We start from the raw sequence: 21,063 nt of genomic DNA, 5'->3' as shown, positions 1-21,063 counted from the left end.
CTCTCTCGCGGCCCGGGGCCCTATTATGGCGGTGAACGGCCGTGTCCGGCACCCGCAAACAAAAAACCCCGTGCAGCGACGGGGTTTCTCCGGGTCAGCGCATTGGTGCCGATCAGTGGCTGCGCACGCTCACGTACTTGCGGTTGCGCGCGCCCTTGCGCTCGAACACCACCTGCCCGCCGACCTTGGCGAACAGCGTGTGATCACGACCGATCCCGACGCCCTCGCCCGCGTGGAAATGCGTGCCGCGCTGGCGCACCAGGATGTTGCCGGGGATCACTTCCTGCCCGCCGAAGCGCTTGACGCCAAGGCGCTTTGACTCGGAGTCGCGCCCGTTACGGGTACTGCCGCCTGCCTTCTTGTGTGCCATAACCTGCTCCTGGAATTCAGCCTGCCGAGATCCCGGTGATCTTCACCTCGGTGTAGGGCTGGCGGTGCCCCTTCATGCGCCGGTAGTTCTGGCGGCGCTTGAACTTGACGATCCGCACCTTCTCGCCCTTGCCCGCGTCGGTGACTTCGGCCTGGACCTTGCCGCCCTCGAGCACCGGTGCGCCGATCTTCACGTCGTCACCGTCGGAGACCAGCAGCACCTGGTCGAACTCGATGGACGAACCCGCTTCGGCGTCCAGCTTCTCGACGCGAAGGATATCCCCTTCGGAGACGCGATACTGCTTGCCTCCGGTCTTGATCACGGCGTACATGGTCCGTTTAGTCTCCGTCGCTTGATTACTGCAAAGAAACGCTCTTGAGAAGACGCGAGATCATAGCGACATGGCGGCCGCAGGTCAAACGCGGCGGCGCGTTCCGTGATCGCGTTTCTTGACACCCCCGGGGGCCGCACCTACTGTAACACTCCGCTGCCGGGCGGTCCGGCGCGGCTCAACAGGCCAGTTTCCGGAAGATGCACGCTGTGTCCCCTTCGCAGGCGGTTACCATCGACGACATCCGCACCCTTCTCGCGGAGGACATGTCGGCCGTGGATGCCCTGATCCAGGAGCGTCTGCGCTCGGACGTGGTGCTCATCAACCAGCTCGGCGCCTATATCATCAACAGCGGCGGCAAGCGCCTGCGTCCGCTGCAGGTGCTGCTGTCCGCGCGCGCGTGCGGCTATGAGGGTGCCGATCACCGCGAGCTCGCCGCCGTGGTGGAGTTCATCCACACCGCCACCCTGCTCCACGACGACGTCGTGGATGCCTCGGAGAAGCGCCGCGGCCAGGCCACCGCGAACGAGCTCTGGGGCAACCAGGCCAGCGTGCTGGTCGGCGACTTCCTGTATTCCCGGGCCTTCGAGATGATGGTCAGCGTCGGCAGCATGGCGGTCATGGACGTCATGGCCCGGACCACCAGCACCATCGCCCAGGGCGAGGTCATGCAGCTGCTCAATATCCACGACCCGGACACCACCGAAGAGAACTACCTGCACGTCATCTACTGCAAGACGGCCACGCTGTTCGAGGCGGCCACGCAGCTGGGGGCCATTCTCGCCGGGCAGCCGGACGACGTCAGCCGGGATCTCGCCGAGTACGGCCGGCAACTGGGCACTGCCTTCCAGCTCGTGGACGATGCCCTGGACTACACCGGCGATGCCGACGCCACGGGCAAGAACATCGGCGACGATCTGGCCGAGGGCAAGCCCACCATGCCGCTGATCCACGCCATGCGGCGCGGGACCCCAGAGCAGGCGGAGAGCATCCGCCACGCCATCGAGAACGGCGGCCGGGACGACATCGACACCATTCTCGACGCGATTGAAACCACCGGCGCGATCACCTATACTCGCGCCCTCGCAGATGAGGCAGCGCAGAAAGCCATCGATAGCCTCGGGTGCCTGCCCGAGTCGCCGTACCGGAGATCGATGGAAGCACTGGCCCGATTCAGCGTCGAGCGGGATCACTAGCTCCCGCGAGCGGGTTCCAACGGGGTGTAGCTCAGTCTGGTAGAGCACTGCCTTCGGGAGGCAGGGGTCGTAGGTTCAAATCCTGCCACCCCGACCATTTCAGCGAGCATGAGCAGCGGCCGCCGGGTTCCGGGGCCGCTGTTTCTGTTTCCGGGCGGCTCCCGCCGCCGAGCACGCCTGATGCTCCGGGAACGGCTACTCCGTACGCGGCGGCTCCGCCGTAACGCTACGGATGCGGTTTCTCCCTCCCGCCTTGCACGCGTACAGCCGGTCGTCGGCGCAGCGATACAGTTGCGCCCATTCCGTGCCGTCGCGGCCCAGCTCGGCGATACCGGCGGAGAACGTCACATTGACCTCTGCGCCGGCGACTCGCATGGCCTTCGAGGCAACCAGCACCCGCAGATTCTCGGCGAGCGTGGCCGCGCCGGCGGCATCGGTATCCGGGAGAACGACGAGAAACTCCTCGCCGCCGATGCGGAACGCGGCATCCGTCGGTCGCAGCCGGGCCATCATGAGCCTTGCCAGCTCCACCAGGATGGAGTCACCCGCCTCGTGCCCGTAGTGGTCATTGATGCGCTTGAAATGATCGAGATCGAGAAGAATGATCGATACGGCATGGCCTGATCGCTCCCAGCGGGCCTTTTCCTTCCCGAACGCCCGGTCGAGCGCGTTGCGGTTGCCGAGCCCGGTCAGGGGATCGGTCTCGGAACGGGCGGCGAGCAGCATATTTGCGTCGGCCTGGCTGCGCGACCAGAAGTGGCAGACGATGAAGATCCCCAGGATGACCGTTGCGGCGTTCAGCAACGTCACCGGCTGCATGAGTTCCGGTCGTGCCCCGGCACCTGCCAGGTACGCGGCAACCCCGGCAATCAGCGATGCGACCGTTAGCCACAAGCCGCGATCGGGGCCGAGCAGGATATAGCTGATGACGGGAATGCAGGTGATGTAGACATGGCCGTTGGGATGAACGTCCGGGCGCAGCATGACCAGCAGGAACATCGCCACGAGCGCCAGGAGATACGCCGTCGCAATGGGCACGAGGGGCAGACCGCGACGACTGGCCAGCAGCAACCCCACGGACGTAAGCCCGAGGGCGAGGTTGCCGAGCGGCAACAGCACGAGACCCTGGTGGATATTCAGCGCCAGGAACAGGGCGCTGGCGGGAATCGTGAAGACAAGCAGTGCGACCAGGGCATGCCGGCGGCGTGCGGTTTGGAAACTTTCGCTCGGCATGCTCTCCGGGTCGGTTCTGGGAGGTCCGTGTCGGGGCTTGCACGGACCCGTGCAACGGCGTCATCGCAGCCCCGACGTTCGCCCGCTACTGTATCCGCCGAACGCAGCCCCGTCCGTGTACGGATTCACAGAACGTCCGTTCGGTAGGGACCGGAAACCGGCGCCATCAGGAAGCGGCGGTCCGGGACAGCCACGTGGACACGGCATCCGCCGGCAAGGGCCTGGCGTAGAGGAAGCCCTGGGCCGCCGGGCAACCCAGCTGACGCAGATGCGCCGCCTGGGCCTCCTCTTCCACGCCTTCGGCGATGACGTTGAGACCGAGGGTGGCGCCCATGTGCACCAGGAGCTCGCTGATGGCGCTCTGGCGTGAATCAGTGCCCAGCCCGGCGATGAAGCTGCGATCGATCTTGAGGGCATGGAACGGCAGGCGGGCGACGTAGTTCAGCGACGAGAATCCCGTCCCGAAATCGTCGATGGACAACCGGATGCCCAGGCCGGTCAGGGCGGTCATGGTGGTCTCGGCCGCCTGGAAATCGTCCAGGAGGCTGCTCTCGGTGATCTCGATGACCAGCGACGAGGGGTCGATACCGCTGTTCTCGATGGCTTCGCGGTAGACCTCGACAAGCCCCGCATCCCGGAACTGCCGGGCGGAGCAGTTGACGGCGACGGCAGGGACCTCGTAGCCGGCATCCTGCCAGGCCGCGATCTGCGCGACGACGGCCTTCATGACGGCGATATCGATCCGGAAGATCAGCCCGGATTCCTCGGCCAGTGGAATGAAGTCCGCGGGGGAGACCAGCGTGCCGTCGGCCCTGCGCCAGCGCACCAGGGCTTCCAGGCCGACCAGGGAATCGTCGGCCAGGGACACCTGGGGCTGGTAGTACGGGATTAGCTCGCCGGCGTCGATGGCCTCGGCAAGGGCGCGCTCGCGGCCCATGCGCTCCCGCAGATGCCGCCCCAGCTCCTCGGCGTAGAACTCGTAGCAGACCTCGCTCCCGTGGCGGGAGCGATCGAACGCAATGGTCGAGGCGTTCAGGAGCCCGGCGGCGTCCTCGGCGTCTTCCGGGTACGCGGCCAGGCCGATGCGTGCGGAAACGGCAATGACCGAGCCGTCGTCCAGCTGGAAAGGCTCGTCGAAGGCATGGATCAGGCGATCGAGTGCGTGGCCCGCATCCTGGTCGCCGACCAGCGCCAGCACGGCGAAGAACACGTCGCCGTGCCCGCGCGCAACCGCGTCGCCGACGGGCACGCATTGCGCCAGGCGATCCCCGACCCGCCGGAGAAGCTCGTCACCGCGCCAGAGACCGTGAATGGCGTTGATCTGCATCATCGCCTGCACACCGATGGTGACCACGGCCAGGCGCTCGCCGTGGCGGCCGGCATTGTCCACTGCACGCTGGAGATCCTGCAGGAACTGGGCCCGGTTGTGCAGCCCGGTCAGCGCATCGTGGGTGGCAAGGTGGTGGAACTGCTCCTCGGCATTGCGCTCGGCAGTGACGTCCAGCGCGAACCCGTCCCAGGCAATGGAGCCGTCATCCAGGGCACTCGGCTGCGAAAGGATCCGCAGCGAGACCTGCTGGCCGGCGGGCGTGCGCATGCGCACCTCGCACTCGACGGGGGCCAGGGACGCCTGCCCCCGGGCCAGCTCCGCCTCCAGGACCTCGCGATCCGGGGGCACGATGCGCCCGTAGAACTCCTCCGGATCGGCACGGACCTTGTCCGGATCCAGCCCATGATCGCGGAAGAGGGATCCCGCCAGGAACGTGAAGCGGTTGGTACCATCGGGGGTCTGCACGCGCTGGTACACCGCACCGGGGAGACGGTCCCTGAGCGCATGGAACCCCGCCTCCCCCTGCAGGGGGGAAAGGCCGTCCGCAGGCCGGCTTGCCGCGTGGGTCAGATCGCGCACGATACTCACCGCCGCATGGGGCCGGCCCTGGTCGTCACGGATCACGCGAACCAGGTGCTCGCTGGGGAAGACGGTCCCGTCACGGCGGCGCATGCGGGCATAGCCGTGATAGCTGTCCGACTTGTCGGTCAGGATCGCTTCGCTGGCCCGCCCGAATTCCTCGTACGCGGCATCGTCGACATGCAGCACCCGCGTGTCCCGCCCCACGAGATCGTCCGGCTGGTAGCCGAAGACCTGGGCAGCCGTGCCCGCGCACGCGAGAATTCTCCGCGTGCCCATCTCGACCAGAAAAACAGGATTGTTCCCGGCGAGAAATGCGGCCTGCAGGAGCGAATCAGCGGAAAAGTACAATCCCTCGCTGCCGGAAGACCGATTGACACTTCTGGTAATGTCCAACGGATTACTCCACTGACGCACAGGCGTGCCCATTTCCGTCGTCGTTGCGGCTCAACGGGCGCGACCCGAATGCGTTCCGCTGTATAGGAATTCTACATCCGTTGTACAGTCATTTTCCTCTCACCGATCCTACGCCCACCGGCGAACCCATGTCCAAAGTGAGGCCGGCGGCCCGTCCACTGGAGGTACGAGCAAGGACTCCTTCGGGCATCGTATTCCTTCCGGGTTATTTTGAATGGCGGCACGTGATCTCCATTCTTAATAATTTCGATTCCGATTACTGACACCCACGCAACGCTGAGGTTTTTCGGGCCATGAATCACTCCAGCAACGCGGTATTCTCTGTTCCACAACGGAGCCGCGACTAGGCGATGGACGCGCAACTACGAACCCTCGCAACATCGGTTTCCCGGGCGAGCACCCTGGAGGGCATGGTACGGCCGATGCTGGTGCTGCTGCAGCGCATCACCCAGCTGGAATCGACCTATCTCACGACCATCGATCAGGACGAAGGCATCCAGCACATCCTGTTCGTCACGAATCACGGCGCCCTGCAGATCCGCGAAGGAGCGGACGTCCCCTGGCACGACACATTGTGCCGGCGCGCCCTCGAGGAGGGATGCCTCGCGGCCGACGACGTGCCCAGGCGGTGGGCCGACTCCTCGGCCGCGGCCGAGCTCGGCCTGCAGACGTACGTCAGCACGCCGGTCCTCACGGAAAGCGGCGCGCTGTTCGGTACCCTGTGCGGCGCCAGCCAGGAATCCATCAGCGTCAATGACCCCGAGCTGCGGGACGTCCTGAAACTCTTCTCGGAGCTCATCGCCCATCAGGTTGACCGCGAGGCGCAGGCGCAGCGAAGCCGGCAGCGCGCCGAGGCCGCCGAAGGCATCGCCGCCGAGATGTCCCTTCTGTCACGCATCGGTGACCTGTGCCTCAACGCCCGGGAGCTGCAACCGGTGCTCACCGAGACCGCGCAGCTCCTGGGTGAGCGCGGTCACTCGAAGCATGCGGTCCCCTTCCAGCTGGACGACGCCTCGCGGGAGCCGGCGTGGAGCAGCCACGCCGGGCTCCTCGACGCCATCAGCGGCGTTCTCCGCACCCCGGAGATCACGCACGCCGACAATGACCCGGGCGTGCACGGGCACCTCCTGCCTCTCGACCCGGACAACCCCGCCGTCAGGCAGCTTCGCGCCGCGGCGGGCCTCACCACGGACGGCAGCACCCGGGTGGTCACCGTGGCCACGGAGGACGGCCTGCAGGCGGGTATCCTGTTGTTCGCGGACGAGGCAACCCCTCTCACGAACAGCGAGGCCCGGGTCCTCGGCAACTGCTCCAGCTATCTGTCGCTGCTGGCGGAACGCCTAGCGTATCTGCGGCGGCTGCACGAAGCCAACCGGGAGCTCAGCCAGCACGCCCTGCACGACCCGTTGACCGGGCTGCCGAATCGCCGCTACCTGGTCGAGGAGCTGGGCCGCATGCTGGCCCGGGCCGCCCGGTCGAAGGAGGCGGTCCACGTCGCCTTCGTCGACCTGGACGATTTCAAGGCAATCAATGACCACCACGGCCACGAGGCGGGCGACCAGTTCCTCAAGGCCCTGGGCGGCCGGCTCCTCGACAGCATGCGCACCGGCGACCTGGTTTCCCGCTACGGCGGCGACGAATTCGTGCTCGTTGCAACAGCCGGCGACCCGTGCACGGCCGAGCGCGAGCGCTCGCAGCTTGCCGATCGCATCGCCCGGGCCACCACGGGCGCGTTCGAGCTCCCCGCCGTCACGCTCGACTACGGCGGGCCGAGCGTCGGGGTGATCACCTGCGACGCGCACGAATCGGACGCCGACCGCATCCTGGCGCGCGCCGACGAGGCGATGTACGCCGTCAAGAAGCGGCGGCGCACAGGACGGTAGGTCGTTCACGATGAAGGCCGGCAACGCCACCTCGGGGACCCGTAGGTCCGGCAGGATCTGGCGTACCTGCGTGCCAGCGCGTGGACCGGCTACGTCGCGAACAGCTGCGAGAGGTCATTGAAGGCCTTGAACTCCAGAGCGTTGCCCGACGGGTCCAGCAGGAACATGGTTGCCTGCTCCCCCGGCTGGCCCTCGAACCGGACGTACGGCTCGATCACGAAAGTGACCTCCGCGGCAACCAGGCGATCCCGCAGGGCCTTCCACTGGTCCATGGACAGCACCACGCCGAAATGCGGCACCGGGACGTCGTGTCCGTCCACGGCATTGTGATGCGCTTCGGCTGCATGCTCGCGCGCCGACTCCTTGTAGTGGGCGACGATCTGATGCCCGTACAGATCGAAATCGATCCAGTGATCCGAGCTGCGCCCTTCCGGGCACTGCATCAGGCCGCCGTAGAACGTGCGCGCCTGCTCCAGGTCGTGGACCGGGAACGCGATGTGAAACGGCCGCAGCTCGCTCATGGGACCTCCTGTACATGTCCGGACGATTCGCGCCAAGGATACCTGCCCTGAACCCGCGACACAGCAGTCCGGGTCGCGAATGGCGCCGTCACGACAAGCGGGCCCCGCACCGCGCCGCGGCGCGGTGTTCCGGCGGCAGGAGCGCTCCGGTATGCTGGCCCCATCGTCGCCGGCTTGGACCCAGGGGTATCAATGGCAGCACGGACAACCGCTCCCGGCACGGACGCACCGGTCCTGGTCACCTTCCGGGACGCCGACATGGCGGACCGCCTGGCACGGATGCTGCGGGATTTCGGTTTCCGGACCCGCTCCGTGGTCAGCCTGGATGTCCTGCGCAATGCCGCGCGGGCGACACCCCCCGGGGCCGTCATCCTGGACGAGGGATTCCTCGCGGACGATGCCGACGGTCTCCCGGTACGCAAGCAGGACCTGGGCGCCGACGCCGGGGTACCGCCGCTGCTCGTGGTCATCGGCCGCAACGACGCACTCCCCGGGCGCCTGCGCGCCGTACGGGCGGGCGCCGACGCGTGGCTGACCCGCCCGTTCAACCCGTCCGTACTGGCCCACCGGCTGCACCAGATGCGCGGCGGCACCACGGACGCCGCCGCCCGCCTGCTGGTGGTCGACGAGGGCGGCGAGCTTGCCGCGGCGGCGGCCCCGCTGGCGGGTGACGACCTGGAGCCGCATTTCCTGGACCGGCCGCAGGAGCTGCTCGCCCGGCTGGAGTCGGTTCGCCCGGACATTCTCCTGGTCTCCGGCGACCTGGCCTCCGTGGACGCCGGCGAGCTGCTCCAGGTGGTCCGCCAGGATGTGCGTCACTACGGTATTCCGGCGCTGATCGTCACCGCCGGCGACAAGCGTCGCTTCGACGGGCTGGCGGCCCGGGCGGGCATCGACGGCGTGGTCGGGCTGCCGGTGGCCACGGAGGACCTGTACGCCATCGTTCGCAGCCGTCTGGAGCGCGTCACGGGCCTCCAGTCCGGTGCCCGCTACCTGGCCCGCCGCGATCCGGAAACCGGGCTCGACAGCAACGGCCATTTCCTCGACGAGTTGCGCCAGGCGCTGGCCCTGACCCGGGGCGGCGAGCAGCGCACGACCCTCCTTCATCTGCGGGCCTGGCCGGCCGACGGCGCCGCCGAGGCCGACCACCGCACCCGGCGAGCCCTGATGGTTGCCCTGGCGCGCCGGCTGCAGCATCTGCTGCCGGCGACAGCCGTCGCCACCCGCCTGGACGAAGGGGATTATGCGGCCCTGCTCTACGGGCTCGGCGACGGCGAGCTCCAGGCCCTGACGGCGCGTCTGCAGGATGCCCTGGACCAGCAGAGCCCGCCCACCCGGGCGCGCATCGGACTGACCCTGCTCCGGCCGGATCTCGCCAGCGCCGACGCCGCGCTGGAGCGCGCCCGGCAGGCGGGCGACGGCCCGGACCGGGCGGGCGCGGCGGCGCCCGAGGATACCGCCGCAGTCCGCGATCCCGGCGCGGACGCGGCGTTCCGCGGTGCCCTGGATCAGGGCCGGTTCCGCCTGGTCTACCAGCCCCTGGCCAGCCTCAGCGGCAACCCTGTATCGCTGTACGAGGCCTTTATCCGCATGCTCGACGAGCACGGCGGCGAGCTGCTGCCGCAGGAGTTCCTCCCCGCCGCCGCGCGTCTCGGCCTGACACCGCAGCTGGACCAGTGGATCATCCGTCACAGCCTGGAGGTCCTGGCCAGCCAGGCCCGGCGCGACCACCGCCCGGTCCTGTTCCTGAAGCTGTTCCCGGAGACCGTGTCCGACGAACGCTTCCCGCGCTGGCTGGCCGACCAGCTGCAGCAGCACGGCGTCCCCGGCGACCGGCTGGTCTTCCAGCTCACCCAGGAAGCCGCCGCCGCGCGCCTGGCGGAGACGCGCCGGCTGGCGGAGGCGCTGCGCTCCCTGGGGTGCGCCCTGGCGCTGGAGCACTACGGGGCCGCAGCGGACCCCAACGATCTGCTGCAGCAGCTGCCGCTGTCCTACATCAAGCTGTCGCCGCGCCTGACCGATGTCGTGGGTTCCGATAGCGCCCGGCGCGCCGAGGTCCAGGCACTGACCGGTCACGCGCGCGCCAACGGCATACGCACCATCGCGGCCCTGGTGCAGGACGCCTCGGTCCTCTCGGTGCTCTGGGCCTCCGGGGTAGACTATATCCAGGGCTACTTCATGCAGGCGCCCAGCGACATCTTCGATCAGGACGAAACGCGAGGCGGTTCATGACCGGTGTCGACCCCGCGCCATCGTACGACGGCCAGGCCCTGGGGGTAGCCCGCGGGCTGCTGCACGCCCTTCTGCCGCACCTGGAGCAGGCCAGCGCCGGGGCCGTCACGGTCGACCAGGACGCACGCATCAGCTGGATCAACCACAGCTATGCGCGGCTCCTCGGCGCCACCCCGGAGCGGCTGGTGGGCCGGCCCATCCGCGAGATCATCCCGGCGACGCGCATGCCCGAGACCGTGCGCACCGGCCAGCCGAAGCTGCTGGACGTCATGGAGTTCCGGGACCAGCAGTTCGTGGTCACCCGCCTGCCCGTAGTGGAGCAGGGCCGCGTGGTCGGCGGGCTGGGTTTCGTGGTCTACGACGACCTCCAGCACCTGGCTCCGCTGATGGGCAAGTACCGCCGCCTGCAGGAGGACCTCGCCGTCGCCCGGCGGGCGCTGGCGCGGCGTACCGCGCGCTACAGCCTGTCCGATTTCGTCGGCGCCAGCCCGGCGGCACTGGAGGTCAAGCGCCGCGCCCGCCTGGCCGCCGGCCGCGAGACCCCGGTGATGCTGCTCGGCGAGACCGGTACCGGCAAGGAGATTCTCGCCCAGGCCATCCACAGCGCCTCGGCGCGCTCCGAGCGCCCGTTCGTGGGCGTCAATCTCGCCGCTGTTCCGGAGAACCTCCTGGAAGCCGAGTTCTTCGGCGTCGCACCGGGCGCGTACACCGGCGCCGGCGACCGCGCCCGCGAGGGCAAGTTCCAGCTGGCTCACCGCGGCACGCTGTTCCTGGACGAGATCGGCGACATGCCCCTGGCCCTGCAGGCCAAGCTCCTGCGCGTGCTGGAGGAGCAGGAGGTCGAGCCCCTGGGCTCCAACACCGTGCAGCCGGTGGACGTGCGCGTCATCGCCGCCACCAGCCGCGACATGGACCGGATGCTCGCCGAGGGCACGTTCCGGTCGGACCTCTACTACCGGCTCAACGTCCTGGAGATCCGCGTCCCGCCCCTGCGGGAGCGGCTGCAGGACCTGGGCGTGCTCTGCGAGACCCTGCTGGAGGAGATCGCCCTGGGCGGCGAGCTGCATGCCGAGCTCGCCCCGGGAGCCCTGGACGTGCTGCACCGCTACCACTGGCCGGGCAATATCCGCGAGCTCCGCAACGCGCTGGCCCAGGCGCTGACCATGAACGAGGGCGAACGGGCCCTGACCGCCGACGACCTGGCCGCCGTGCTGCCGCTGCGCCCCGCTGCCGCGGAGGAGACGGCGGCGGGGGAGCGCCCGGCGGCCCCGGTGCGGCCCCTGGCGGAAACCGTCGCCGCGGCGGAGAAGGCGGCCATCGACTCCGCGTTGCAGGCCGCCCGCGGCAACCGGTCGCAAGCCGCCCGGATGCTGGGGATATCCCGCTCGGTCCTGTACGAGAAGATGACGAAACTGTCCGGAAAGAACGACATATGACCGGAATTCCATACAATTTCTTGCGCTCCATAGCAATACCGTCCGGATTTTCGGACAAAGCTTACCGTCAGCGCAGCGAAGCCATTTCCGCCTGCGCGGAAAAAGCCCTGTGCCTCAGGCAGATAATTCACCATGGAGGAACCTGGCACGGAGGCTGCTAGACCCAGGCACGCGTCGCGTCATTGCGCAACGCGAGCGACCCGTTCCCGGCAACCGGTGCACTGGCTGCCGGCACGAGAAAAACCCAGGAGGAGAACCATGAAACACTTGACCCGAATCGCCACCGGCGGCCTGACCGCCGCCCTCGCCCTCGGCACCCTGGGCACCACGGTGCACGCCCAGGAGACCACCGAGTGGACCATGACCACTACCTGGCCGGACTCCCTGGAGCTCATCGAGATCGACCGCCGCTGGGTGGATACCGTTCACCGCATCGCCGGCGACAGCATCGAGATCGATTTCCGCGCCGGGGGCACCCTGATGCCCGGGCCGGAAGTGTTCGACGCCACCCAGTCCGGCAGCATCGACGCCGCCGGCGACTGGCCGGGCTACTGGGCGGGCCGCTCCCCGGCGTTCTCGCCGCTGGCCACCCATACCATGCTGTTCAACGCCACCGACTACCTCAACTGGATCTTCGAGTGGGGCGGCTTCGAGCTCTACCAGGAGATCTACGGCGACTACGGCATGGTCTACCTGCCCTACGGCATCACCAACAACGAGTCCGGCTTCCGGGGCAGCGAGCCCATCGACTCCATCGCCGACCTGGAAGGCCTGCGCCTGCGCCTGTCCGGCCGGGACCAGGGCCGTGTGCTGGAGCGCCTGGGTGGCTCCCAGGTCACCCTGTCCGGCGGCGAGATCTACCAGGCCCTGGAGCGGGGCGTGGTCGACGGCGCCGAGTTCTCCACCCCGGGCGTGGACTACAAGGCCGGCTTCCACGAGGTCACCAACCACTGGGCCGTGCCGGGCTGGCACCAGTCCGCCAGCGTGTTCGGCGTCATGATCAACAAGGAGGCCTGGGACGCGCTCGACGAGCAGACCCAGGAGCAGCTCAAGGTGGCCGCCGAGTCCACCATGGCCTGGTCCATCGCCTGGTCGGAGCGGCGCTCCACTGAAGGCACCCAGGCCTTCAAGGACGCCGGCGTCGAGATCTCGCAGATGAGCGAGGAGGATCTCAAGGAGATCCAGCAGGTGGCCAACGAGGTCATCGTCGAGGGCGCCTGCGAGAACGAGCAGCACGCGCGGGTGTATCACTCCCAGATCAGCTACCTCAAGGAGTATGCCGCCTGGCGTGACATCTCGGTGCCGTTCAACCTGAGCCGCACCATCGAGGATCTGCCGTCGCTGGAGCGGATCGAAGAGTGCATGTAACACCGGCGTAGCCCAGGGAGCCGGGCCGCCCGTGCGGGCGACCCGGCTCGCTTCGCTTGCCCCGGCACGACCGAGGCCGGGACACCACTGCGACGCCGGGATCTCGCTGCGACGATCCAGGCACCGGGAGTGCACGGCTCATGAACACCATCGCCGATATCATCGACTGGCTGAACGACTGGTTCGGCCGCATCGTGGCCCCGCTGATCGCGGTCATCGCACTGATCGTCATCTACGACGTGGCCATGCGGTTCTTTTTCGGACGCCCCAGCGACTGGGCATTCGACGTCACCAAGCAGGTCTACGGGGTCCACTTCATGCTGCTTGCCGCCTACGGGCTCTTCCGGCGGGCGCACGTCGAGGTGGATGTCCTCAAGCAGATGCTCTCCCGCAAGGGACAGGCCATCCTGGATCTGCTCGGTTACGCATTTTTCTTCGCACCCTTCATCTGGGTCTACCTGGACTACAGCTGGGCCTATGCGGCCCGCTCGTGGCGCCAGGGCGAGACCACCTACGGCATGGTCGCCCTGCCCGTCTACCCGGTGAAGGCCGTGCTCGTCATCACGGGCGTATTACTGCTGCTGCAGGCAGTCGCCCTGGTACTGCGCGCGATCAATACGCTGCGCGAGGAGGCCTAGCCCATGAGTCCTCTCATGCTCACGCTGCTCATGTTCGGAGGCCTGCTGATCGGCCTCTTCATGGGGCATCCGCTGGCGTTCGTCCTCGGCGGCGTCGCCGTGGTCGGCGCCTACTTCGGCCCCGGCCCGGAGGTATTCGGCAGCATCATCGCCAACATCTTCGGCAGCACCATGGACAACTACATCCTGGTGGCCATCCCGCTGTTCATTCTCATGGCGCGGTTCCTCAACGACTCCGGGGTCACCGAGCGCATGTTCGAGGCCATGCGCCTGCTGTTCGGCCGCGTCCGCGGCGGGCTGGCGCTCACCGTGGTGGTGGTGTCCGTCCTGCTGGCCGCCACCACCGGCATCGTCGGCGCGTCCATCGCCGTCATGGGGATGATCGCGCTGGCGCCGATGCTCAAGTACGGCTACAACAAGCAGCTCAGCGCCGGGGTCATCATGGCCAGCGGCAGCCTCGGCATCCTGATCCCGCCGAGCATCATGCTGGTGCTCATGGCCAGCTACTCCCCGGTGTCGGTGGGCGAGCTGTTCGCCGGCGCCCTGATCCCGGGGCTCATCCTCGGCGCCCTGTACGGTCTCTACGTGCTGGTCCTGTGCTGGTTCCGGCCGGAGATGGGTCCGCCCGTCGAGGCCGAGGAGCGCGCCGAAACCAGCGTGGGTCAACTGGTCTGGATGCTGGTCAAGTACGTGGCGCCACCCATGGCCCTCATCCTGGGCGTGCTCGGGGCGCTGTTCCTGGGCATTGCCACGGCCACCGAGGCCTCGGCCATCGGTGCCCTGCTCGCCTTCGTCCTGTTCCTGATTTTCGGTGATCGCTCGGTGCGTACGGTCTTCAACACCTTTATCGAGGCGAGCAAGACCACCACCATGGTGATGTTCGTCATCGTCGGCGCCACCGCATTCACCGGGGTGTTCTCCCGCGGCGGCGGCATGGAGTTCGTGCAGAACGTGATGATGGCGGCTCCGGGCGGCGAGATCGGCATCCTGGTGCTGATGCTGTTCCTGGTATTCATCCTCGGCATGTTCCTGGACTGGACGGGGATCGTGCTTCTGAGCTTCCCGGTGATGCTGCCCATCGTCGATTCCATGGGCTACGACCTGCTGTGGTTCGTCGTCATGAACGCGGTCATCCTGCAGACGTCGTTCCTCACGCCGCCGTTCGGCTACGCCCTGTTCTACCTCAAGGGCGTGGCGCCGGAGGGCGTGGAGACACTGGACCTGTACAAGGCGGTCATCCCGTTCTGCGCCATCATCGTGTTCACGTGCGTCCTGCTGGCCATCTTCCCCGGGCTGATCATGGGGCTGCCGGAGATGCTCCTGCGGTGACCGCCGTCGACACGGGCCGGACGCCCGCACCACGAACGAAGGAGAGACAGGCATGCGCATGAAGGATCAGGTAGCCCTCATCACGGGGGCCGGACGCGGCATCGGTCGGGCCATCGCCGAGGGTTATGCCCGCGAGGGTGCCCGCGTGGCGGTGGCCGACCTGTCCACCGACACCGCGGCCGAGGCCGTGGACGCGATCACCGGGGCCGGCGGCGAGGCCATCGCCGTGGCCATGGACGTCACCGACGAGGCGGCGGTGAATGCCGGCGTCGCCCGCGTCTGCGACCACTGGGGCCGGCTGGACGTGCTGGTGGCGAACGCCGGCATCCAGCACATCGACCCCATCGACCAGCTGGATTTCGCCGACTGGCGCCGGGTGGTCTCGGTGCACCTGGACGGCGCCTTCCTGGTGACGCGCGCGGCGCTGCAGCGGATGTACGCCCAGGGCGACGGCGGCTGCGTCATCTACATGGGCTCCGTGCACTCCAAGGAGGCCTCGCCCCTGAAGGCGCCCTACGTGGCCGCCAAGCACGCCCTGGCCGGGCTGTGCCGCTCCGTGGCCAAGGAGGGCGCCGCCCACGGCGTGCGCAGCAACCTCATCTGCCCGGGATTCGTGCGCACACCGCTGGTGGATAAGCAGATCCCCGAGCAGGCCCGGGAGCTGGGCATCTCGGAGGACGAGGTGATCCGCGACGTGATGCTCAAGCAGACCGTGGACCAGGAATTCACCACCCTGGAGGACGTCACGGAACTGGCCGTCCACCTGGCCGCATTCCCGTCCAACGCCCTGACCGGGCAGTCGGTGGTGGTCAGTCACGGCTGGCACATGCAGTAGACGAGGCGGCAAGCGGCGGCGCGCCGGCACCGCCGCGCGCGCCCCGGAGAGCCCGCCCTACCGAGGAGGAGGCAAGACAATGTCCGGCGAGATCCTGTGGCAGCCCGGCGAACGGGAGCTGCGCAAGAGCAACATGGCCCGCTACATGGACTGGCTCGCGGAACGCGGCTACGGCCGCTTCGGCAACTGGCCGGCCCTGTTCCAGTGGTCCATCCGGGACATGGACCGGTTCTGGGAATCGGTCTGGGAATTCACCGGCCTGCAGGCGGACACGCCCTGGGAACGGATCCGCGACGACCAGCCCATGCCGGCCACGCGCTGGCTGCCCGGGGCCCGCCTGAACTTCGCCGCCAATCTCCTGCGCTACGCCGCCGGCGAGCGGGCCGACGACGAGGCGGTGATCGCCGTCGCCGAGGGGCGCGAGACGCAGCGCACCACCGGGGCCGAGCTCTACCGGCAGGTGGGCGCCTTCGAGGCGTGGCTGCGCGCCCAGGGCGTCCAGCCCGGCGATCGCGTGGCCGGCGTGGTGTGCAACGGCCACGAGGCCCTGGTGGCCATGCTGGCCGCCACCAGCATGGGCGCCGTGTGGAGCTCCGCCTCCCCGGACTTCGGCGTGCAGGCCACGGAGGACCGCTTCGGCCAGATCGAGCCCACGGTGCTGGTGGCGGTCAACGGCTACGGCTTCGGCGGCAAGCGCTTCCACCGCGCCGAGCAGATCCGCGAGCTGGCGCAGCGGCTGCCCACCGTGCGCGCCGTCGCCGTGGTCCGGCAGCTGGAGGACGCCCCCATGCCCGAGGGCGAGCGCTTCGTCCCGTGGCACGAGGCCCTGGCCGCGCACCGCGGCGAGGCCCCGTCGTTCACGCCGCTGCCCGCGGACCATCCCGTCTACATCCTGTATTCCTCCGGTACCACCGGCAAGCCCAAGTGCATCGTGCACGGGGCCGGGGGCATCCTGCTGAACCACGCCAAGGAGCTCATCCTGCACGGGGACGTGGCACCCGGAGACCGGTTCTTCTACTTCACCACCTGCGGCTGGATGATGTGGAACTGGCAGGCCTCGGCCCTGCTGGCCGGTGCCACGCTGGTGGTCTACGACGGCTCGCCGGGCCACCCGGACGTGGGCATGCCCTGGCGGCTGGCCGAGCAGGAGCGGCTCACTCACTTCGGCACCAGCGCACGCTTCATCGCCGCCTGCCGCAAGGCCGAGCTGAGCCCGGGCCGGGATCAGGACCTCGGCCACCTGCGGGTGGTCTTCTCCACGGGCTCACCGCTGCTGCCCGAGGACTATGACTGGTTCTACGAGCACGTCTCCCGGGACATCCTGCTGGGCTCCATCGCCGGAGGCACCGACATCTGCGGCTGCTTCGTGGGCAGCAACCCGCTGCTGCCGGTGCGCCGCGGCGAGATCCAGGCGCCCATGCTGGGGGCGGACGTCACCGCCTTCGACGAGAACGGCAACCCGGTGAGCCAGGACCGCGGCGAGCTGGTCTGCCGCCAGCCGCTGCCGTCCATGCCGGTGGCCTTCTGGAACGACCCCGACGGCAGCCGCTACCGCGAGGCCTACTTCGACAGCTTCCCCGGTATCTGGGCCCACGGCGATTTCGTCGGCTTCACCGACAGCGGCGGCGCCATCATCTACGGCCGCTCCGACGCCGTGCTCAACCCCGGCGGCGTGCGCATCGGCACCGCCGAGATCTACCGCCAGGTGGAGACCGAGAGCCGCGTCGCCGACAGCCTCGTCGTCGGCCGGCCGGTGGAGGGCGACGTCGAGGTGGTCCTCCTGGTGGTGCCCGCGGACGGCGTCGAGCTGGACGGCGATCTGCGCCAGGAGCTGCGGCGGAAGATCCGCGAGGGGGCCAGCCCGCGCCATGTGCCGCGCCACATCGTGGCGGTGGACGACATCCCCTACACCCGCAGCGGCAAGAAGGTCGAGCTCGCCGTCACCCGCATGCTGCGCGGCGACAGGAAGGAAGAAAACCGCTCGGCACTGGCCAACCCGGAAGCCCTGGACAGCATCCGCGCCGCGCTCGGCGAGGCCGAGCTTCTGCCGGATCCCGCGTGAGCCGCGCCGCGGTCCGTCGTGCAACCGGCACGGCGGACCGCTGCACGGCGTCGTCGACTGCAACATCGACAAACCGGAACTGTGTCGCATCCGCCGGCCCTTGTAACTGCTAGGTTTTTCATCGTAGCGGGCATCCTTTATAGTCCGGGGGCAGGTAATGGACGCGAACAACAACAGGCACGTTCCGGCGCCAGGGATCCCGGCGCACCCCGAAGGCTTCGATGCCATGCGCTGCACAGCGGCCCGGTGTCCGTACGCGGCCGCCCGGACCACGAGCCCGTTCCCGGGCCCGGGGCAAAGCCACATGCAAACGGACGATGCTGTCTCCTGACCCATGGCAACCGCAAATCCTTCCATCAAGCTGAGTGGCCTCCCCGGCCGGCTGGTCCGGGACGGGCTGCTCAACGAAGAAGATGCCCGCACGGCGGTGGAGTCCGCACGCAAGGCGCGGGAATCCCTGGCCGCCCACCTGGTGGAGCAGCGCCTGGTAAGCGCCCGCGACCTGGCCCACGCGGCGGCCGCCGAGTTCGGCGTTCCGCTCATGGACCTGGACGCCATGGACCTGGACACCGACGCGGTGAAGCTGGTCAAGGACAAGCTCATCCGGCACCACCAGGCCCTGCCGCTGCTCAAGCGCGGCAAGCGTCTGTTCGTGGCGATCACCGACGCCACCAACCTGGAAGCCCTGGACGAGTTCAAGTTCCATACCGGCCTGAACACCGAGCCGGTGCTGGTGGAGTACGACAAGCTCCAGCGGAGTATCGACAAGGCCCTGGAAGCGGCCGACAAGAACTTCGGCATGACCGACGACGACCTGGACGGCGATCTCGACAACGTCCAGGTCACGGCGGGCGACGAGGACGACTCGTCCACCGACGCCAGCGAGGCCGATGCCGACGATGCTCCCGTGGTGCGCTTCGTCAACAAGGTGCTCGTTGACGCCATCAACAAGGGCGCCTCGGACGTCCACTTCGAGCCCTACGAGAAGAAGTACCGCGTGCGCTTCCGCCAGGACGGCATGCTGCAGACCGTCGCCAGCCCCCCGCTGGGCCTGGCACCGCGGATCTCGGCGCGCCTCAAGGTCATGTCCCGCATGGACATCGCCGAGCGCCGGGTACCCCAGGACGGGCGCATCAAGATGAGCCTGTCCCGCAACCGGACCATCGACTTCCGTGTCAGCAGCTGCCCGACCCTGTTCGGCGAGAAGATCGTGCTGCGTATTCTCGATCCCGACAGCGCCATGCTGGGGATCGACAAGCTCGGCTACGAGCCCGAGCAGAAGGACCGCTTCCTCAGCGCCATCAACAAGCCCTACGGCATGGTGCTGGTCACCGGCCCCACCGGCAGCGGCAAGACCGTGTCCCTGTACACGGCGCTGAACATCCTCAACACCGACGACCGCAACATCTCCACGGTCGAGGATCCGGTGGAGATCAACCTGCCGGGGATCAACCAGGTCAACATGAACCCCAAGGCGGGGCTGACCTTCGCCACGGCGCTGCGCGCCTTCCTGCGCCAGGATCCGGACATCGTCATGGTCGGCGAGATCCGCGACCTGGAGACCGCCGAGATCGCGGTCAAGGCGGCCCAGACCGGTCACCTGGTGCTGTCGACGCTGCACACCAACGACGCGCCGCAGACGCTCACCCGCCTCATGAACATGGGGGTGCCGTCGTACAACATCGCCTCGTCGGTGCACCTGATCATCGCCCAGCGGCTGGCACGGCGGCTGTGCAGCAGCTGCAAGCAGCCGGTGGACATCCCGGCGGAGACCCTGCGCGAGGAGGGCTTCACCGAGGAGGATCTCAAGGATCTCACCGTCTACGCACCGGTGGGCTGCGACCAGTGCACCCAGGGCTACAAGGGGCGCGTGGGGATCTACCAGGTCATGCCCGTGTCCGAGGCGATGGGCCGGATCATCATGGAGGGAGGCAACGCCATGCAGCTGGAGGACCAGGCTGCGAAGGAAGGCATTGACGACCTGCGCCGCTCCGGTCTGGGCAAGGTCAGGCAGGGCGTCACCAGCCTCGACGAGATCAACCGCGTCACCAAGGACTAGAGACGATGGCACAGAAAGCGGCGAACCAGCAGGCGACGTTCGTCTGGGAAGGAACCGACAAGCGCGGCGAGCGGGTCAAGGGCGAGAACAAGGCCGCCAACGTCACCATGATGAAGGCGGAGCTGCGCCGGCTGGGCATCCAGCCCAAGAGCGTGCGCCGGAAGTCGGCCCTGGCCAGCCTGGGCCAGCGCAAGAAGAAGATCGAGGCCGGCGATATCGCCGTGTTCAGCCGCCAGCTGGCCACCATGATGAATGCCGGCGTGCCGCTGGTACAGGGCCTGGACATCATGGCCTCCGGCCACCAGAACCCGTCCATGCGCGAGCTCATCGGCAGCATCAAGGGCGACGTGGAAGGCGGCACCAACCTGAGCGAGGCGCTGGCGAAGCATCCCCGGTACTTCAACGACCTGTTCTGCAACCTGGTGGAGGCCGGCGAGTCGGCGGGCGTGCTGGACACCCTGCTGGACAAGCTGGCGACGTACCTGGAGAAGACGGAGTCGATCAAGAAGAAGATCCGCAAGGCGATGTTCTACCCCGCCGCGGTCATCGTGGTGGCGTTCATCGTCACGGCGATCCTGCTGATCTTCGTGGTGCCGGAGTTCCAGAGCATGTTCCAGGGCTTCGGCGCCGACCTGCCCGTGTTCACGCAGTTCGTGATCACGCTGTCGGAAGTCTTCCAGCAGTACTGGTACGTGATCTTCGGCGGGATCATCGGCGCGGTGGTGGCCTTCGTCATGGTGCACCGACGATCGCGACGGTTCCGACGGTTCATCGACCGCATGCTGCTGCGCCTGCCCATTGTCGGCCCCATCCTGGACAAGGCCGCGACGGCGCGCTTCGGCCGCACGCTGTCGACCATGTTCGCCGCCGGCGTGCCCCTGGTGGAGGCCCTGGAGTCCGTCTCCGGCGCCTGCGGCAACTCGGTCTACGAGGACCGGATCCTGGAGATGAAGGACCAGGTGGCCTCCGGGCAGCAGCTCAACGTCACCATGCGCCTGTCCAACCTGTTCCCGCACATGGTGGTGCAGATGGCCGCCATCGGCGAGGAATCCGGCTCGCTGGACACCATGCTGTCCAAGGTCGCGGACTTCTACGAGGAAGAGGTGGACAACCAGATCGACAGCCTCAGCAGCCTGCTGGAGCCGTTGATCATGGCCGTTCTCGGCGTGCTCGTGGGCGGACTGGTCATCGCCATGTACCTGCCCATCTTCCAGATGGGTCAGGTGATCTGACCCCGTGGCAGG

16 protein-coding genes and 1 tRNA gene are annotated in these 21,063 nt (G+C 68.1%); 12 read left to right on the top strand and 5 right to left on the bottom strand.

What is annotated here, in order from left to right:
• Positions 1 to 112: 112 nt before the first annotated feature.
• Together rpmA and rplU are read right to left on the bottom strand one after the other, a co-directional pair.
• Positions 113 to 370 (bottom strand): 50S ribosomal protein L27, encoded by a 258-nt coding sequence (rpmA, locus tag QWY84_RS07495; protein ID WP_290201954.1) that lies wholly within the window; start codon positions 368 to 370, stop codon positions 113 to 115.
• A 16-nt stretch (positions 371 to 386) separates the two neighbouring features.
• On the bottom strand, positions 387 to 701 hold the full coding sequence (rplU, locus tag QWY84_RS07490; protein ID WP_290201953.1) for a 50S ribosomal protein L21: 315 nt from the start codon (positions 699 to 701) through the stop codon (positions 387 to 389).
• A 209-nt stretch (positions 702 to 910) separates the two neighbouring features.
• Between rplU and ispB the strand changes: the two genes are divergently transcribed.
• Together ispB and QWY84_RS07480 are read left to right on the top strand one after the other, a co-directional pair.
• Entirely contained in the window at positions 911 to 1,897 is a 987-nt protein-coding gene (ispB, locus tag QWY84_RS07485; protein ID WP_290201952.1) for an octaprenyl diphosphate synthase, read from the top strand.
• Positions 1,898 to 1,917: 20 nt separating this feature from the next.
• Positions 1,918 to 1,994, top strand: a tRNA-Pro gene (locus QWY84_RS07480).
• 98 nt (positions 1,995 to 2,092) lie between these two features.
• On the opposite strand, the gene QWY84_RS07475 is transcribed toward QWY84_RS07480, so the two are convergent.
• Both QWY84_RS07475 and QWY84_RS07470 read right to left on the bottom strand, forming a co-directional pair.
• Positions 2,093 to 3,130, bottom strand: a complete 1,038-nt coding sequence (locus tag QWY84_RS07475; RefSeq protein WP_290201951.1) for a GGDEF domain-containing protein — start codon at positions 3,128 to 3,130, stop codon at positions 2,093 to 2,095.
• Positions 3,131 to 3,296: 166 nt separating this feature from the next.
• Complete coding sequence (locus QWY84_RS07470) at positions 3,297 to 5,390, bottom strand: putative bifunctional diguanylate cyclase/phosphodiesterase (protein ID WP_290201950.1); 2,094 nt, start codon at positions 5,388 to 5,390, stop codon at positions 3,297 to 3,299.
• 476 nt (positions 5,391 to 5,866) lie between these two features.
• On the opposite strand from QWY84_RS07470, the gene QWY84_RS07465 reads away from it, so the two are divergent.
• Entirely contained in the window at positions 5,867 to 7,339 is a 1,473-nt protein-coding gene (locus tag QWY84_RS07465; RefSeq protein WP_290201949.1) for a GGDEF domain-containing protein, read from the top strand.
• Positions 7,340 to 7,428: 89 nt separating this feature from the next.
• Here the strand turns inward: QWY84_RS07465 and QWY84_RS07460 are convergent, their stop codons facing one another.
• Entirely contained in the window at positions 7,429 to 7,860 is a 432-nt protein-coding gene (locus tag QWY84_RS07460; protein WP_290201948.1) for a VOC family protein, read from the bottom strand.
• Positions 7,861 to 8,052: 192 nt separating this feature from the next.
• Between QWY84_RS07460 and QWY84_RS07455 the strand changes: the two genes are divergently transcribed.
• The 9 genes from QWY84_RS07455 to QWY84_RS07415 all read left to right on the top strand — a co-directional run bounded on the left by QWY84_RS07455 (position 8,053) and on the right by QWY84_RS07415 (position 21,051).
• Complete coding sequence (locus QWY84_RS07455; RefSeq protein ID WP_290201947.1) at positions 8,053 to 10,092, top strand: GGDEF/EAL domain-containing response regulator; 2,040 nt, start codon at positions 8,053 to 8,055, stop codon at positions 10,090 to 10,092.
• Positions 10,089 to 11,528, top strand: coding sequence for a sigma-54 interaction domain-containing protein (locus tag QWY84_RS07450; protein ID WP_290201946.1), 1,440 nt, complete (start codon positions 10,089 to 10,091; stop codon positions 11,526 to 11,528). Before QWY84_RS07455 ends, QWY84_RS07450 begins: the two co-directional genes overlap by 4 nt.
• A 258-nt stretch (positions 11,529 to 11,786) precedes the next feature.
• Positions 11,787 to 12,896 (top strand): TRAP transporter substrate-binding protein DctP, encoded by a 1,110-nt coding sequence (gene dctP, locus QWY84_RS07445; RefSeq protein WP_290201945.1) that lies wholly within the window; start codon positions 11,787 to 11,789, stop codon positions 12,894 to 12,896.
• Positions 12,897 to 13,036: 140 nt separating this feature from the next.
• A complete protein-coding gene (locus QWY84_RS07440) occupies positions 13,037 to 13,534 on the top strand; it encodes a TRAP transporter small permease subunit (protein WP_290201944.1) in 498 nt (165 codons plus the stop codon).
• Between the two features lie 3 nt (positions 13,535 to 13,537).
• Positions 13,538 to 14,863, top strand: coding sequence for a TRAP transporter large permease (locus QWY84_RS07435; RefSeq protein ID WP_290201943.1), 1,326 nt, complete (start codon positions 13,538 to 13,540; stop codon positions 14,861 to 14,863).
• 52 nt (positions 14,864 to 14,915) lie between these two features.
• Complete coding sequence (locus QWY84_RS07430) at positions 14,916 to 15,698, top strand: 3-hydroxybutyrate dehydrogenase (RefSeq protein WP_290201941.1); 783 nt, start codon at positions 14,916 to 14,918, stop codon at positions 15,696 to 15,698.
• A 79-nt stretch (positions 15,699 to 15,777) separates the two neighbouring features.
• Complete coding sequence (locus QWY84_RS07425; RefSeq protein ID WP_290201939.1) at positions 15,778 to 17,760, top strand: acetoacetate--CoA ligase; 1,983 nt, start codon at positions 15,778 to 15,780, stop codon at positions 17,758 to 17,760.
• A gap of 334 nt (positions 17,761 to 18,094) precedes the next feature.
• A complete protein-coding gene (gene pilB / locus QWY84_RS07420) occupies positions 18,095 to 19,819 on the top strand; it encodes a type IV-A pilus assembly ATPase PilB (protein WP_290201938.1) in 1,725 nt (574 codons plus the stop codon).
• 5 nt (positions 19,820 to 19,824) lie between these two features.
• A complete protein-coding gene (locus tag QWY84_RS07415; RefSeq protein ID WP_290201936.1) occupies positions 19,825 to 21,051 on the top strand; it encodes a type II secretion system F family protein in 1,227 nt (408 codons plus the stop codon).
• The last annotated feature ends 12 nt before the right edge of the window (positions 21,052 to 21,063 follow it).

Origin of the sequence: Aquisalimonas lutea (genome assembly GCF_030409225.1) — a bacterium.
GTDB lineage: Bacteria > Pseudomonadota > Gammaproteobacteria > Nitrococcales > Aquisalimonadaceae > Aquisalimonas > Aquisalimonas lutea.
This window is presented reverse-complemented; position numbering and strand designations above follow the sequence as displayed.

Excerpts from the sequence above, each read along its gene's own strand:
- rpmA (WP_290201954.1), bottom strand. The coding sequence starts at position 370 with ATGGCACACAAGAAGGCAGGCGGCAGTACCCGTAACGGGCGCGACTCC.
- rplU (WP_290201953.1), bottom strand. The coding sequence starts at position 701 with ATGTACGCCGTGATCAAGACCGGAGGCAAGCAGTATCGCGTCTCCGAA.
- QWY84_RS07475 (WP_290201951.1), bottom strand. The coding sequence starts at position 3,130 with ATGCCGAGCGAAAGTTTCCAAACCGCACGCCGCCGGCATGCCCTGGTC.
- QWY84_RS07465 (WP_290201949.1), top strand. The coding sequence starts at position 5,867 with ATGGTACGGCCGATGCTGGTGCTGCTGCAGCGCATCACCCAGCTGGAA.
- QWY84_RS07460 (WP_290201948.1), bottom strand. The coding sequence starts at position 7,860 with ATGAGCGAGCTGCGGCCGTTTCACATCGCGTTCCCGGTCCACGACCTG.
- QWY84_RS07455 (WP_290201947.1), top strand. The coding sequence starts at position 8,053 with ATGGCAGCACGGACAACCGCTCCCGGCACGGACGCACCGGTCCTGGTC.
- QWY84_RS07450 (WP_290201946.1), top strand. The coding sequence starts at position 10,089 with ATGACCGGTGTCGACCCCGCGCCATCGTACGACGGCCAGGCCCTGGGG.
- dctP (WP_290201945.1), top strand. The coding sequence starts at position 11,787 with ATGAAACACTTGACCCGAATCGCCACCGGCGGCCTGACCGCCGCCCTC.
- QWY84_RS07440 (WP_290201944.1), top strand. The coding sequence starts at position 13,037 with ATGAACACCATCGCCGATATCATCGACTGGCTGAACGACTGGTTCGGC.
- QWY84_RS07435 (WP_290201943.1), top strand. The coding sequence starts at position 13,538 with ATGAGTCCTCTCATGCTCACGCTGCTCATGTTCGGAGGCCTGCTGATC.
- QWY84_RS07430 (WP_290201941.1), top strand. The coding sequence starts at position 14,916 with ATGCGCATGAAGGATCAGGTAGCCCTCATCACGGGGGCCGGACGCGGC.
- QWY84_RS07425 (WP_290201939.1), top strand. The coding sequence starts at position 15,778 with ATGTCCGGCGAGATCCTGTGGCAGCCCGGCGAACGGGAGCTGCGCAAG.
- pilB (WP_290201938.1), top strand. The coding sequence starts at position 18,095 with ATGGCAACCGCAAATCCTTCCATCAAGCTGAGTGGCCTCCCCGGCCGG.
- QWY84_RS07415 (WP_290201936.1), top strand. The coding sequence starts at position 19,825 with ATGGCACAGAAAGCGGCGAACCAGCAGGCGACGTTCGTCTGGGAAGGA.